Source organism: Cryobacterium sp. CAN_C2 (genome assembly GCF_015751745.1).
Taxonomy (GTDB): domain Bacteria; phylum Actinomycetota; class Actinomycetes; order Actinomycetales; family Microbacteriaceae; genus Cryobacterium.
In genome coordinates, this window is the sequence record NZ_JADOUX010000008.1 from 29,613 (window position 1) to 44,725 (window position 15,113).

Genomic DNA, 15,113 nt, shown 5'->3' on the forward strand with positions numbered 1-15,113 from the left:
GTTCAAGTCCACCCGGTGTCTCGTGGGTGAACCGAACATGAACGCTCGGTGCGGCCGGGCGAGCAACCTAGCGGGAGCGGAGAAAAAGGGCGACGGCGTGCGCGGTGGTCTCACGCACGCGTTCGGCGGCGTGTTTCTGCAGGTCGTCGAGGGTCGCCGGACCCCCGGCGATTGAGAAGGCGGCGGTGACACCGGATGCCGCGGTGTCGGCCGGCGACAAGGCCACACGCCCGGCGATAACGACGACCGGGCATCCTGCCGGGGCCAGACGTGCGACGGCCACGACCACCTTGCCGCCGAGGGATTGGGAGTCGAAGCTGCCTTCACCGGTGAGCACGAGAGCAGCGGAGGCCATTCTGTGGGCGAGGCCCACGGCATCCGCTACCAGGGTGGAGCCGGGAACCAGCTCGGCGTGCAGCAACGGCACAAGAGTGGCCGGCATACCGCCGGCCGCTCCGGCACCGGGTCGGTCGCGCATGTTCTCGCCGGTTTCACCGAGCACGATCGCGGCCAGGTGGGCCAGGCCGGCGTCGAGCTGGGCGACATCGGTCGGCTGCGCGCCCTTTTGCGGTCCGAACACGGCTGCGGCACCGGTGGGCCCGCAGAGCGGGTTGTTCACGTCGACCGCGACCCGCCAGCGTACCGCGCGGGCGCGCGGGTGCAGCCCCGTCAGGTCGATGGACGCGAGGTGGGCCAGGCCGGCCCCGCCGGGAGCAATCTTCACCCCGGCAGAGTCAAGAAAACGCACGCCGAGCCCGGCGAGCAGGCCGGTTCCGCCGTCGGTGCTGGCGGAGCCACCGACACAGAGCAAAATTTCGTCGACGTGCTGGTCAAGCAGCTCCCGGGCCAGTAGGCCGACCCCAAAGCTGTCGGCACGCTGGGGCTGGGGCGGAACATCGGCGACGAGGGGAAGCCCGTTGGATTCGGCCGCTTCGATGAGCCCGGTGCGACCGTCGGCAGAGCTGGCGTAGCGAGCCTGGCGGCTGCGCCCGAGCGCGTCGACGGTGAGCATGGTGCGGGGTTCGACGCCCCAGACGGCGGCGATGGCAGCAAGCGTTCCCTCCCCGCCGTCGGCCATTGGGCACAGCGTGAGGTGGGCGTCGGGCCGGCCGAGCGCGAGGCTGGCGTCGCGGGCTCCATGAGCCATGGCGGCGGTAGCTTCAGCGGCGCTGAGGCTTCCCTTGAACGAATCCGGCGCGATGACTATTGTCAGCGGCTTCAGCGCCGTTTGTGCGTTCATTGCGCCCGGCCGGGTGATCTGCGCGGTGCTGGCAGTGCTGTATCGGGCAGTGCTGTATCGGGCAGTGCTGTATCGGTGCGTGCACTCATTTGTCCATCGTAGGTCGCAGGCCTCCAGCCGGGTCTGGGGCATTCACCCATGGCGTATGTCGGTGGCTTGACATACACTTTTCATATAGAAGATGTATTCTATAAATTTCGACCTACAAAATATTATGTTCGAACTTTTTAGGTGAGTTCTTTCTTCTTCGTTCATCAGCATTTTCATCAGCATCATCAACAACCAACTCGTGTTCGCCGCACGACCCGCCCTTCTCGCCACCAGGGAGCCCGCCTTGCCCCACATCATTGACGCACCGGTTGACGTTGAGCTCTCTGCCGACGGCGACCCGCGCGCGTTCATCTGGAACCGGTTCGAACACACCGTGATCGGGCAACCGCAGGCCGTGTTCAAACGCACCCGCTGGTGGGAAGACGAGGGAACCCCCACCCGCATCGACACCGAGCTGTGGCGACTCGACGCCAGCCGCGGCGGCGAAGAACAGCACCGTTACGACCTGCGCCGCGGCGCGGACGGGTCCTGGGTGTTAGCACTGGACTGGGGATGACCAGTGCACCGGGGATGGACTTCGCGCACCTGCACGTCGCGAGCGCCTACTCGACCCACTATGGGGTGACGCTCCCCGAAGCCCTGGCCGAGCAGGCGGCCGCGCAGGGCGCGAGCTTTCTGGCCGTCACCGACCGTGACGGACTCTACGGCGCCGTCAAGCACGTGCGCGCCTGCGCCGCCGCGGGCATCCGCCCCGGGCTCGGCGCCGAACTTGCCGTGCATGACCAGGAGCATCGTCCGCTCGGCCGGGTGGTCGTGCTCGCCCACGGCAACACAACCGGTCGCGGCTACGCCGCGCTCTGCCGCGCGGTCAGTGCCGCCCACGACGGTGGCAGCGGTCTGCTGCGCGAGGCGAGGGCATCCGCTGCCGGCCACAGCACGAGCGCCGGGCCGAGCATTTCGCGCGCCCGGCTGGCCGACCTGGCTGGGCTCTCCTCGCTCACCGTGCTGCTCGGCCCTGACTCCGACGTCGGTCTCGCGATCGGCAGGCGTGACAATACGGATGCCGCGGCACGGCTCACCCACTGGCAACGCGCCCTGCCCGCCGACGCCGTCGTACTCGAAATCGTCTGTCACCTCGCCGAAAGCGGCACCGTCGGCAGTGTGACCCCGGCCACGCGCATGCTCGCCCTCGCCGAAAACGCCGGGCTGCCCGCAGTGCTCAGCAATGCCGTACGGTACGGCACCCCCGAAGAGGCCGTCACGGCCGACCTCGCCGACGCTGCACGCTATCTGCTGCCGCTCGCCGAAATCGAGACCCCCCAAACCAACGGCCAGGCCTGGCTCAAACCGGCCGGAGCGATGCGCCAGGTGGCCCGCATGGTCGTCGACGCCGGCCTGCACGACGCGGGTGCCCTCGAACGGCTGCTGCGTGACACCGAGCAACTCGCCGACCGCTGCGCTCTCGACCCGATCCTCGATATTGGGCTGGGCCGCCCCCGCATGCCGGAGGCACGCATCATTGGGGTCACCGGCGACCCGGTCACCGAACTGTGGCGGCGCGCTCGCAGCGGCATCGCCGATCTGTACTCCGCGAGCGGCTCGCGCGCGGTCGAAGCCGCCCACGCCCAGCTCGCCCACGAGATGAAAACGGTCGAACACCTCGGCTTTGCCAGCTACTTTCTCACGGTGTCCCGCGTGGCCGACATTATTCGCGGCATGGGAATTCGCATTCAGGCGCGCGGTTCGGGGGTCGGCTCGGTGCTCAACTATGCGCTGCGCACCTCCTCGGTCGAACCCATCGCGAACGGGCTGCTCTGGGAACGCTTTCTCTCCCCCGAACGCCAGACGCTGCCCGATATCGACATCGACGTGGAGTCGGCCAGGCGGCACGACATCTACCGCGAGGTCTTTCGTGCCTTCGGCAGCGACCGGGTCTCGCTCATGTCGATGACCAACGCCTACCGGGGCCGCGGTGCCGTGCGCGACGCCGGCCTCGCCCTCGGTCTGCCCGACGCCCAGATCAACGTGATCGCCAAGCAGATGTGGCGGTTCAACGCCCGCGACTTTCGTCGCGCCCTCGAGGAGAAGCCCGAACTCGAGGCCCTCGCTACCGAGGTGCGCGAGTCGCAGCAGCTCGATCTGCTGGTCGACCTCACCGCCAGGCTCGACCGGCTCCCCCGGCACATCTCGGTGCACCCCTGCGGCGTTATTCTCTCCGACGCGAGCCTGCTCGACCGCACGCCGGTGCAGGTGAGCGGCATGGGCCTGCCGATGTCGCAGTACGACAAGCACGACATGGACCCGATGGGACTCATCAAACTCGACATTCTCGGCGTGCGCATGCAGTCGGCGATGGCCCACGCCGTTGAAGAGCACCACCGGCTCACCGGCGAGAGCATCGACCTCGACCAGGTGCCACTCGATGACCCGAAAACGTTCGAGCTCATTCGCTCCACCCGCACCCTGGGCATCTTTCAGATCGAATCACCCGGCCAGATGGAGCTCGTCGGCAAGCTGCAACCGGAGGTCTTCAACGACCTCACGGTCGAGATCTCACTGTTTCGACCCGGCCCGATGAAAAACAACATGCCGCTCAAATATTTGCAGGCTCGGCACGGCGAGGTCGCCCCCGACTACATTCACCCCCGGTTCGAACCGATCCTGCGCGAAACCAACGGCGTCGTCATTTTTCACGAACAGGTCATGCGACTGTTCGACGAACTCACCGGCTGCGGCCTCGGAAAAGCGGATGTCTTTCGCCGGCACCTGGGTAAGCCAGAGCAACTCCCCCAGATCGAGGAGTACCTGCGCGAACGGGCGCTCGCCCGCGGCTTCAGCGTGAAGGTCATCGACCAGATCTGGACGGTGTTGGCGGGCTTTGGCAGCTTCGGCTTCGCCAAGGCGCACGGCGCCGCCTTCGCGCTGCCCACCTACCAGTCCGCCTGGCTGAAAACCCACCATCCGGCCGCCTTTCTGGCCGGACTGCTCACCCACGACCCGGGCATGTGGCCGAAAGACCTCATCGTCGCCGAAGCCCGGGTGCTCGGGGTGCCGGTACTCCCCCTCGACGTGCAGTCCAGCGCGCTGGATTATCGGGTGGAAGACCTCGCCGACGGGAGCCAGGGCATCCGTTTGGCGCTGCCCGAACTGGTTGGCAGCACGGAGACGGAGCGGGCGCGCATTGCCCGGCACCAGCCGTTTGGGTCGCTGCAGGACTTTCGTGACCGGGTGCACCCCCGAAGGCGCACCTTCGAGGCGCTCGCCCGAGTGGGCGCCCTCGACACGTTCATCGGCTACGACCGCACCCGGCGGCACGAACTGCTCGCGCACATTCAGTCGCTGCGCGGCACGGCCGTGGTGATTCGCGCCGACCAACTCGCGTTCGAGGTGGAGCTTCCGGTGCCGCGGTATTCCGGTGATCGCGCGGGCGCCATCACCTCACTCGAGCTACGCGGCCGCACCCAGACCGATCTGGAATTACTCGATCTGAACCTCGCCGTCGGGACCCACCAGATGACGCGCTTTCACGCCCTGTTCAAGGAGTTGGGGGTGACCCCGGCGAGCGAGCTCGGCAACCTGCCCGGTGGAACCGAGGTGCTGCTCGCCGGGGTGCGACGGGCCACGAACACGCCGCCGATGCGCGGCGGCCGACGGGTGGTGTTCATCAGCCTCGACGACGGCACCGGCCCGGTCGCGAACGTCGTGTTCTTTCACGACGCGCAGGAGCGCGTGGGCGGGCAGGTGTTTCAGACCAACTACATGCTCGTGCGCGGTCGCACCCGGCGCTCGGGTGCCCGGGGCGTTTCGGTGACCGGGGAGAACCTGTGGAACCTGTTCGATGTGGCCCGCCAGGTGAAGGAGCGGCACGCCGTTGAACGCGCCGCCGCGGAGGAAGCAGAAAGCGCGGCCGCCTACGCGGCCGAACTCGCCGCGCATTCGTCGGTGCAGCGATCATCATCGCGCGCCGGTGGCGCCCTGCACCACCTCAATGCGGCGCAGAGCGCGTGAGCCGGCACTACTGGCCCGGCGGTGCCGGCTCCGCGTCGGGCGGCGCGGGAGCGTCCGGTGGAGTCACCGGCGGTGCGTCCGGTGGAATCACCGGCGGTGCGTCCGGTGGAGTCACCGGCGGTGCGACCGGCGGTGCGACCGGCGGGGTCACCCGCGGGGCGACGACCACCGGCGGCGGAATGTACTTGGGGGCAAGTTCATCGAAGGCGTCACCGCCGTACTTGGCATTGACGACCGACATCACAACCGGCCACATGCGGTGACGTGCCGTCGCAATCTGGTCCCTCCCAAAGAACTGCCGCCGCTGACTGAGCACTCCGGTCAGGCTCACCACAGCGACCACCGTGGCCACCTTGGTGCTCGCGCCACTCATCCAGGTGTCTTTGGCACCATCCGTGGTTCCGGTTTTGCCGATCATCGGCACCGACGGCACCGTATTCACGTTGGACTGCCGACCGGTTCCGCTCGTCATCACCCGGCGCATGGCGTAAGCCATACCGGCAGCCACCGTCGAATCGACCGACTGCGTGCAGACTGACGGCGGCACCGGAATCTCCACCCCGCTCGGGCCGACGATGCGGTCGATGGCGATCGGCGAGCAGGTTACCCCCTTGTTCGCGATGCCAGCGAAGGCGACCGCCATGGTGAGCGGCGCGATCTCATTGGTTCCGATCACGGATGCCGCGGTCTGCGAGAGCGGGTTACCGTTGGCCCGGTGCACGCCGAACGCTTCCGCCGTTCTGCGAATACCGCAGAGGTCGAGCCGCTTGGCCATTCCGATGAAGCCGGTGTTGATCGAGCCGACGGTGGATTGCAGCGCGGTGTAGTTGGCACCGGACTCGTTGGCATCGTTGCGCGGGTTCCAGCTCTGCTTGTCGTAGTTCTGGGGGCCGAGGCAGCTGTCCTGAAAGGCGCCCCAGTTGGCTTTGCGCCGGGAGTCAACGCGGTCATTGAGCGAGTGGCCTTCCTTGAGCCACTCGGCCAGGGTGAAGACCTTGTAGGTCGATCCGGGTTGAAACCCGCTCGACCCACCCTCGGCATAGTCGGTGGCGTAGTTGATTCCGGTGTAGTTGGCCCCGGTTGCCTGCACCGTCGGGTCTTGGCTGTAGTCCTTGTTCTGCGTCATGGCGAGCACCCGACCGGTGCCGACCTGCACGCTCGTGATGACCGCGCCCACGTCGCCGCCGGCGTAGACCTTGGGAACCTGCTGGTTGATGGTGGTCACGGCTGCGTTCTGCACGTCGAGGTCGAGGGTCGTGTACACGTCGTAGCCGCCGCGACGAAAGTTGAGCATGCGGGTGGCGGCGTCGGCGCCGAAGGTGGCATCGGTCTGCAGAATCTTGGTCACATAGTCGCAGAAGAACGCGTTGGCCATCGCGGTCTGGCAGCCGGTGCTCGGTTCGGTGATGACGGGTTCGACCGGTGCCGCCACCGCGGCGTCGTAGTCGGCCTGCGTGATCTTTTTGTAGCGCAGCATTTCGCGCAGAATGTAGTCGCGGCGTTGCTTGTTGGCGGCATAGCCGTTGGCGGCCCCGTTGGTCTCGCTCGCGGGCCTGTCGAGCTGAAACTTGACCGGGTTGTTCACGATCGCGACGAGGCTCGCCGCCTGCGGCAGGGTGAGATTGGCGGCGGTGGTGTTGAAGTAATAGTTGGCGGCGGCTTCGATACCGTAGACGGTGCCGCCGAAGCCCGTGATATTGAAGTATTGCTGCAAAATGTCGCGCTTGCCGTACTTCTTCTCGACCCCGATGGCGAGCCGCATTTCCTTGAGTTTGCGGTCGGGCGTGGTTTCGGTCGCCGCGTTGTAGCAGGCGTCGTGCGCGCTCGTGTCGGTGAGCAGCTCGCACTTCTGCACGAGCACGTTCTTCACGTATTGCTGTGTGATGGATGACCCACCCTGGGTGTTTCCGCCGGCCACGGTCGTCGCCGTGGCCCGCAGAGTGCCCTGCAAATCGATCCCGCCGTGCTCGTAGAACCGCGGATCTTCTCCCGACACCGCCGCATCCTTCGCGAACGGGCTGATCGCATCCCAGCCCACCTCGATGCGGTTTTGATCGTAGAACGAGGCGAGCAATTCGAAGGTTCCGTCACTGCGAGTGGCGAAGATATCGCTCTTCTGCGACAGAGGCTCGATATTGACGTAGCCCGGCAGATTCTCGAACACCGAGATCGTGTTGGTGGTGGCTATGCCCGAGAGCGCCACAACCGGGGTCACCGACACGGTCACGAGAACGCCGGCCACCGCGCTCATGGTGACAAAACCGAGCAGCCCGCCGAGAGCGCCGTGAAAGGTGCGCCGCACTGATTGGGCCGCGCCGGTTGGAACCTCGGTTACCTGCACCACGTTTACCCCCAACTGAGTCCATCAGTGCCAGCGCCCACGCCTGCACATCGGTTCGTAATGAGTGTCATGTTAGTCATGTGCGGGCGCTCATGTAATCGGCTGACCGTAACGAAAATGTATCGGCTTGATACCGGTTTCTAAGTACTATCCGCTAAGGGCTGGAGGTTATGAATGTGAATGTTCGGCATTGAAGAGGAATTCATCTTTCTCAAGCCGGCGACGCCATCGACGAGGTCGGAAACCGCCACCACATCGTTGCGCTGCGGGCCCGGGCCGGTCAACTCGACACGACTGACGGAGCACGACTCATAGGCGTCAGATCTTCAGGGATGGGTGCAGCTTGGCGATCGACCAGATTTTCATGGAGCGACTGGCGAAAACCGAGACCGTGAACGCGCCGATTCCGAAGGCAAGCAGGGCAAGAACGTCAACCACGATGGCGCTCGTCCACCCCTCAGCGACGAGCCGCCGTACGCCATCGACCGCGTAGGTCATCGGCAGGGCCGGGCTGATCCACTGGAAGAAGCCCGGCGACGTCTGAACCGGGTAGGTGCCTCCGGCCGAGGCCAGCTGCACAATGAGCAGCAGCAGGGCCACCAGGCGACCGCGACCGCCGAGCAGGGCGATCAGGCTGTGGTGAATGGCGGTGAAGACGAGCGCGACGATGACCGTGAAGGCCGCGAGGGCCGCAAAGTTGGCCGCTTCGAGCCCCACCAGAAAGTGCAGCACCGCGAGCAGCAGCCCGGCCTGCAACAGGCCGAACAGCAGTCCGGGGGCGAGGCCGGTCAGGGCCACGCGCACCGGCCGGGCAGTGGATGCGACAGCCTGCGGTGACAGCGGGCGGAACAGAAAGTACATGCCGATTCCACCGACCCAGAGGGCGAGCGGAATGAAGTAGGCCGCGATGCCCTCCCCGTAGAACCCGACGGCGTGCTCCCGTACGTGCTCGGCCGCAACGGGTTCGGCGGTGACCGCGGCGAGGTCGCTCGCCTGGGCAGCGGTGTAGCGCGGCACCTTTGTGACGCCCGACTGCAGGGAAGTGCTCAGCGTCTCGGCACCGGTGGCAAGTTGGCCGAGACCATCGGCGAGGGTGCGCGCGCCGGTGCTGGCCGTCGTGGCGCCGAACGCCAGGGTTGTGGCACCGGCGGCCGCGCTGTCGGCCCCGGTTGCGAGCGAGGCGGCGCCGGACGCGAGCGTCGCAGCACCCGCCGAGACGGATTGAGCTCCGGACGAGACGCTCGACGCCCCCGTGGCGAGGGTGGCCGCACCGTCGGCGAGCGCGCCGATGCCGGTGACGAGCGGCGTCGCGCTCTGGTTGAGGGTGTTCGCTCCGGCCGCGACTCTCGCGGCGCCATCCGCGAGGGCCGCGATCGATTCGCCGCCGGTGGCGAGGGCCATGTTCAGCTGCGTCACAGTCCAGTCGGGGTGCGCCACCATGAGGGCGGCGATCGTCGTGAGGGTACTGGAGACGGTGCGGGTTCCCTCGGCGAGCTGGGCGGTCGCCGTCGGCAGGGTGGTCACGCTCGCGTCGACGGTGGCCGCACCGCTCGCGAGACTCGCGGAACCGGCCTGGACCCGGGCGGCACCGCTCGCGACACTCGACGAACCGGTGGCGAGCGTGCTCGCGCCGGTGGCGAGAGTGTGGCTGCCGGCATCCACTTGGGAAACCCCGCTCGCAAGAGTGGCGGCGCCGGTGGAGAGGGTGCTGAGCCCGATGACGAGTTCTGCCGACCCGTCGCTCGCGCTGCTGGCGCCGTCGCTCAGCGTTACCGCGCCGTCGGCGGCCTGCTTGAGATTGTCGTGCAGGCTCGTGAAGCCCAGGTACACGTTGTCGAGGTAGGTCTCGGAGATGGAGGTCGTGAGCTCGGCGCGAATCGCGGCGGTAACCGATTTCGTGACCTGGCCGACGATGAAATTCGAGGCGTCGTCGGTGTAGACGTGCAGTCGAGCCTGTTTTGGGGCGAAAACGGATGCTGCGATGGCGCTCGCGGAGGCGGCGTCCGGGTTCGTGGCCGTCGAGGCCAGGGCGCTCGAGAAGTCGGCGGGAACGACGAGCACGGCGAAGTTCTCGTTGTCGACGAGCGAGCTGCGGGAATCCGTTTCGTCCGTGGCGCTGCTCCAGGTGAATCCGGCGCTGTCGCTGCCCACGAGAGAGTCGACGAGTGCGGCGCCGGCGTCGATGGTCTGCGCGGTGCCGTCCGTGCCGGTCACGACCTGGGCCACGTCGTTGTTGACGATGACGGCGTGGAGTTTGCCGATATTGCCGCTCGTGTTCCAGTTGGCCGAGAGGTAGACGCCGCCGTAGATGGCGGGGACGGCGGCAATCATGATGAGCGCCAGAATGGCCAATCGGGACGACCGAAACCGGGACAACTCGATGCTGGGCAGCGAGAACAAACGGGGTCGAGCAAATTTCTGGACCACGGTCTAGGCCTTCCGGGTGAGAGCGGTGAGGGTTCGTTCGGCAGAATCCAGGTCGAGCAGGCAGACCGGGCGGGCCGGCGCCGGCTGCACGTCGTCGATCCGTTCGAGAATCTCGAACAGCTCCTTCGGATCCTGCCCGCTCGCCGCGATCGTGAGATCGTGCCAGCCGGCTATACGCAGGGTGAGCAGAGCGGCCCAGGCGCGAGTGCGGTCATCCGTGTCGCGCAGGGTGTCTACGTCGTCGACGATCAGCAGGCGAGGCCGACCAATCAGGGCCACGACCACCCCGAGCACCGCCCGATCGAGCGGTTGCAGGCAGACGATGCGATCGGTGCCGATCAATCGCGGCAGTCCGGCGGCGCGCTTACCCAGCAGGTCACCGGCACGAGCGTCGACCTCGCGAAGCAGCGCATTCACCCGCACGAGGCAAAGTGCCACCGCTTTGTGGCTGACCAGCGGTTTCCACCACGGCTGGCGCAGCACGAGGGCGGCCGCGATCTGGCGCTCGACGGTGAGGTCGTCGTCCAGACGGTTCACGATCGGTGTTTCGGCGAGAGCCGACACGTGCCGCACCTGCCCGCCCCCACTGCGAAGCGAATGCCCGAACACGGTCGCCGTTCCGGAGAAGCCACGCAGGCGCCCGGCCAGCGCGAGGAGGAGCGCCGTCTTGCCCGAGGCGAACCGACCCGATACGACGAAGAGCGCACCAACCGGAATATCGAGGGACAGGGCACCAATCACGGTTTGGCGACCATTGCGGATACTGAAGTTGCGTGTCTGGATGGCGGGGTCGCTGGAGTCTTGCGTCGAGTTGACAGTGGGGACCAAGGCGGAGTCGAGGGTCATGCAGATTTCCATCCAACGCTGGGTTGTGCGGGGCACGATGCCGCCGTAGTATTTTCAGTACCGAGAGTATCCAATACCCAAAGTATTCACTTGTCAACTGCAATCGGAGGCACTCATGGTTGAGAAGCCCAACACCACGCTGCCCACCCCCCGTAAGCGTCCCCTGCGCACCGACGTGCGAGCTGACATTCTCCGGGCGGCGACCGACCAGTTCTTCGAATCGGGCTACCTCGGTACCAAACTCGACGACGTGGCAACCCGGGCCGGGTACACCAAGGGCGCGGTGTACTCCAACTTCGGGTCGAAGCAAGACCTATTCGGGTCCATTCTGAATGAGCGACTGGCAACCCTGCTCAGCGGGCGGCTCGCGACCATTCTCGGCGACGAAGTGCGACTCGACGACGCCGCACTCGCCCGCATCGCCCGCCGCCTGGCCGAGACCCTGATCGACGACGGCCCCTGGCATCTGCTGCTCATGGAGTTGGCCGTGCACGCCGCCCGCAACCCCCAGGCCGCTGATCTCTATCGGGAGAGCCGGCAGAGCGTGCGGCTCGCTCTCGGTGCGGTGTTCCTGGAACGCGCCGACCAATTCGGCATCGACCCGGTCGCCCATCGCGTGGACGTACTCGCCCCCCTCATCATGTCGGCGACCAACATCATGGCACTCGAGGGCCTCCTCGACCCGGACTACTTCACGAGCACGGTACAGGCCCATATGATCGAGGCAATCCTCGTTGGCACGCTGCGATAGGGCGGGTTCCTACCGTGATTTGAGCCTCGACGCCAGCCTGTGGAAAACTTAAACAGGATTGGAGCAATCCGGTCTACTGTGACCCCATGCGAAACCTGTCGCGTCGCCGCCCCGTGCACACCGTTGTGCTCAGCGCTCTCGGACTGTCCATCGCGATCGGCACCCTCAGCGGATGCATGGCCACCCCCGCCCCGAGCACCACGTCGGCGCCAGTCGCGAGGGCGAGCATCGCGCCCACCCAGGCTCCCCCGGTCTTCGCGTCGAACGACGAGGCCCTGGCTGCCGCCACGGCGGCATTCGGGGCATACCAGTCTATGTCGAACAAAATCGCCCATGAAGGGGGCGTCGACCCGCAGCGAATTTCAGATTTTGCAGTAGGGAAAGTTCGAGAATCGGAACTCGGAGTCTACGAAACGTTGTCGACAGGTGGGCTCCACCTCGTGGGCGACCTCGCATTCGACTCACTTACTATCCAAAGCGCAGACTTGGAATCGGGTGCCGTTGTCGCCTACGTCTGTCTGGATGTCTCCGACACAGATGTGGTTGACGGAACCGGTCTGACAGTCGTGCCGCCCGGCCGCCCTGATCGCTACCCACTTCAAGTGTCCTTGATCCGCGGTTCCACCTCCGACCGACTCCTCGTAGAGAAATCAGACTCATGGTCCGGTTCGAACTTCTGCTGATCGTGGCGCTCTTAGCGGCCCTACCTTTTCCAACGCAAAGCGCCACTGCTGGCATCGAAGCAGAATCGTGTGTCGGATTGGAAGGTGCACTTTTCGTTTGCCCACCACGGGCTGATGTTATTGGCCCGGGCGTCGACCTATCGGCCGGTTATAACAGGAGCTCTGGTGGCGGATCGGGCGAGTCCGGTAGGGCTGGCGGCCGGGCTGGAACGGGCGCGTCATTGGCAGAGATCTGCGCCCACCCCAATGGCAGTCTGACCTCGGAGCAGGAGTGGACGCTCTGCGGCACCGGCGACTTCCCCGTAATCTCACGCCACCCCGAGTGGCCGCCGACCATCTCCGCGCACACCACGCCCTGCACGGTGTGCTCCGCCGAAACCATCGTCAGGGTCACCGACCTGAAAAACTTTCCCGCACCCGCCGCCCCCGGCGGAATGGAGCCCAACGGCTGGGCCATCGTCGGCCTGGCCGCGAATTTCTGGGCCGGAGCATCCGCTCAAATAGGCGAAGGGCTACTGCTCGGCGAACCCGCCCAGGTCATGTTCACCCCGATCGGATACCGCTGGAATTACGGCGACGGCAGCGCCGCATCGAGCGCAACCGGCGGGGCCAGCTGGGAGGACCTCGGCCTGGCCGAATTCTCCGCCACCGCCACGAGCCACGTCTACACGGCGACAGGTACCTTCACCGTCGTGCTCACCGTCGATTACCGAGCCGATTACAGCTTCGGCGACCAGGGCTGGCGACCGGTCGAAGGAATCGTGACCGTACCCTCAACCCCGTTCACGGTCGTCGCAGCGAAAGAGTCCACCGTGCTCGTTGCCGAAGACTGCCTCGCCAACCCCCGCGGCCCCGGCTGCTGACCCGGCCGCAGGGTCACACGTTCGCTTACGGGAGGAGGCGGTCCGCTGCCTTCTTCGGCAGACGCGCGGCGGCAGCACGGGCAATGGCGGTCGCCACCGAAAACGTCGCCACCGAAAACGTCGCCGACGCTACCGATGGCAGGGCTGACGGCGGGGCTGACGGCACCGCTGATGGCACAACTACTGACGGTGCGACCGACACCGAGGTCGGCGTCGCATCGTAAGCCGACTACGCAGCGCCCGACTACGCAGGGCCCGACGAGCCAGCGCCGGTCGTGGTTGAACTTGTCGAGGCTGCACCTGCGGCCGAAGCGGATGCGCCCGCGTGCGGGAGCGCGGGGTTCCGCTGGGCGGCTCCGGCGGCTCCGGCGGCTCCGGCGGCTCCGGCGGCTCCGGCGGCTCCGGCGGCGCCGCCCAGCAGCCCGCCGAGCAGGTCCTTGATGCCAATGCCCATGGTGGATCCGAGCACGGCGTCGACCTCGCTGAAGCCCGACGCGACGTTTTTGGAGAGCTGGCTGGCGCCATCCGTTGAAATGACGGTGAGCTGGTCGATGTTGCTCATGGGCGCGGCGAGCTCGCGCGCGATCTGCGGAAGCATTTCGACCAGGCGCAGCTGAATGAGCGCCTCGGACTGCTGGGCGACGGCCTCAGCGGAGAGCCGGGTGGCTGTGGCTTCGGCGGTACCGCGGGCGAGAATGGCGTCGGCCTCGGCCTGACCCTCGGCGCGGGTGGCCTCGGCGTTGGCAACACGGCTGTCGCGGTCGGCGGTGGCCCTGGCGACGGATGCCTCAGCAGCGGCGATCGCGGTCACCCGAATGCGGTAGGCGTCCGCGTCGGCGATGGCGTTCACCTCGGACTCCAATTCGGCCTTACGCAGGCTGGCGCGGCGCTGGGCAGTGAGTTCCTGCTCCTGCACGATGGCCTGCTGCGCCTTCGCTTCGGCGAGGGGCCTCGACGCGGCGGCCTCGGCGGCGGCCTTGTCGGTGTCGAGCTGCAGGGCAGCCCGGCGCAGGGCAAGCGTGTTCTGCGCCTCGGCGATGGCCTGCTCGGCGAGAATCGCGGCTTCCTGCGACTCGCGGTTGGCGAGGTGCTCGGCGACCTCGGCCTGACGACGCACCTTGGCCTGCTCGGCACGACCGATGTCACGGATGTAGTCGTTCTCATCGGTGATGCCCTTGATCTCGAAGGAGTCAACGTCGAGGCCCTGGTTGGCGAGCGACTCGCGCGCGGTGGCGAGCACCGAACTGCCGAGCTCGTCGCGCTTCTGAATGACGGTCATGACGTCGGTCGCGCCGATCGAGGAACGCAGCGAACCGCTCAGTACCTCTTGTGCGAAGCCATCGATGTTCTTGTCCTGCCCGAGAAAACGCTGGGCCGCGGCGCGAATCGCGGCGGGGTCGTCTCCGACCTTGACGATGGCGACAGCCTCAACGGTAAGCGTGATGCCGTTCTTGTCCTGCGCGACAGCGGTGATCTCGATCGCCCGGCTGCGCAGGCTGATCTTGAACGCCTTCTGAAAGAACGGGGTGATGAACACGCCCTGCCCATGCACGACCCGCTGACCGGATTCCTCGAGCGTGGCCCCATCGACGATGGTTTTGCGGCTCTTTTTACCGGTGATGATGAGGGCCTCATCGGGCCCGGCATTCTTATAGATCGTCTTGGCATAGATCAAAGCGACGAGCAGCACCACAACGATCGTGAAAATGATCCCGGGGATCGGGCTGAACAGAAAATCGAGCATGGGGTCCTTCCGAGGGGCGAGGCGCGAACGTCGTTTCGGCGATCCGGCCAGGCGACCGCGGCGCAGAGTTGTGCGCCCAGTCTCGCAGGCGACAGCGCAGGATGCGAAAGATGTCGACACTCAATGCGTTCGCGTCCTCCCCCAGTGACCGGGCCCGGG

General features: G+C 66.5%; 11 protein-coding genes. 5 read left to right on the top strand and 6 right to left on the bottom strand.

The features are described from left to right. Positions 1 to 67 precede the first annotated feature (67 nt). Positions 68 to 1,240, bottom strand: coding sequence for a glycerate kinase (locus IWX77_RS08240; protein ID WP_196844038.1), 1,173 nt, complete (start codon positions 1,238 to 1,240; stop codon positions 68 to 70). 334 nt (positions 1,241 to 1,574) lie between these two features. Between IWX77_RS08240 and IWX77_RS08245 the strand changes: the two genes are divergently transcribed. Together IWX77_RS08245 and IWX77_RS08250 are read left to right on the top strand one after the other, a co-directional pair. Then, positions 1,575 to 1,847, top strand: a complete 273-nt coding sequence (locus tag IWX77_RS08245) for a hypothetical protein (protein WP_196844039.1) — start codon at positions 1,575 to 1,577, stop codon at positions 1,845 to 1,847. After that, positions 1,844 to 5,299: a DNA polymerase III subunit alpha gene (locus IWX77_RS08250; protein ID WP_327012142.1), complete on the top strand. Its 3,456-nt coding sequence runs from the start codon at positions 1,844 to 1,846 to the stop codon at positions 5,297 to 5,299. The genes IWX77_RS08245 and IWX77_RS08250 overlap by 4 nt, the downstream gene beginning before the upstream one ends. Positions 5,300 to 5,306: 7 nt before the next feature. On the opposite strand, the gene IWX77_RS08255 is transcribed toward IWX77_RS08250, so the two are convergent. From IWX77_RS08255 to IWX77_RS08265, 3 genes are all read right to left on the bottom strand, one after another. Further along, a complete protein-coding gene (locus IWX77_RS08255; RefSeq protein ID WP_196844040.1) occupies positions 5,307 to 7,643 on the bottom strand; it encodes a transglycosylase domain-containing protein in 2,337 nt (778 codons plus the stop codon). A 315-nt stretch (positions 7,644 to 7,958) separates the two neighbouring features. Then, positions 7,959 to 10,067, bottom strand: coding sequence for a YhgE/Pip family protein (locus IWX77_RS08260; RefSeq protein ID WP_196844041.1), 2,109 nt, complete (start codon positions 10,065 to 10,067; stop codon positions 7,959 to 7,961). Positions 10,068 to 10,070: 3 nt separating this feature from the next. Further along, positions 10,071 to 10,913, bottom strand: coding sequence for a hypothetical protein (locus IWX77_RS08265; RefSeq protein WP_196844042.1), 843 nt, complete (start codon positions 10,911 to 10,913; stop codon positions 10,071 to 10,073). A 115-nt stretch (positions 10,914 to 11,028) separates the two neighbouring features. On the opposite strand from IWX77_RS08265, the gene IWX77_RS08270 reads away from it, so the two are divergent. Further along, positions 11,029 to 11,664 (top strand): TetR/AcrR family transcriptional regulator, encoded by a 636-nt coding sequence (locus tag IWX77_RS08270; protein WP_196844043.1) that lies wholly within the window; start codon positions 11,029 to 11,031, stop codon positions 11,662 to 11,664. Between the two features lie 73 nt (positions 11,665 to 11,737). Here the strand turns inward: IWX77_RS08270 and IWX77_RS08275 are convergent, their stop codons facing one another. Continuing rightward, positions 11,738 to 11,953 carry a hypothetical protein gene (locus IWX77_RS08275; protein WP_196844044.1) on the bottom strand — a complete coding sequence of 72 codons (216 nt, stop codon included), beginning with the start codon at positions 11,951 to 11,953 and terminating at the stop codon, positions 11,738 to 11,740. A 615-nt stretch (positions 11,954 to 12,568) separates the two neighbouring features. On the opposite strand from IWX77_RS08275, the gene IWX77_RS08280 reads away from it, so the two are divergent. Together IWX77_RS08280 and IWX77_RS08285 are read left to right on the top strand one after the other, a co-directional pair. Next, the gene (locus IWX77_RS08280; protein ID WP_196844045.1) at positions 12,569 to 13,210 is read left to right on the top strand and encodes a PKD domain-containing protein; all 642 of its coding nucleotides are present in this window, start codon (positions 12,569 to 12,571) and stop codon (positions 13,208 to 13,210) included. Between the two features lie 83 nt (positions 13,211 to 13,293). Next, the gene (locus tag IWX77_RS08285) at positions 13,294 to 13,434 is read left to right on the top strand and encodes a hypothetical protein (RefSeq protein ID WP_196844046.1); all 141 of its coding nucleotides are present in this window, start codon (positions 13,294 to 13,296) and stop codon (positions 13,432 to 13,434) included. 20 nt (positions 13,435 to 13,454) lie between these two features. Here IWX77_RS08285 and IWX77_RS08290 read toward each other — a convergent pair whose 3' ends face one another. Next, positions 13,455 to 14,954 (bottom strand): flotillin family protein, encoded by a 1,500-nt coding sequence (locus tag IWX77_RS08290; protein ID WP_196844047.1) that lies wholly within the window; start codon positions 14,952 to 14,954, stop codon positions 13,455 to 13,457. Positions 14,955 to 15,113 lie beyond the last annotated feature (159 nt).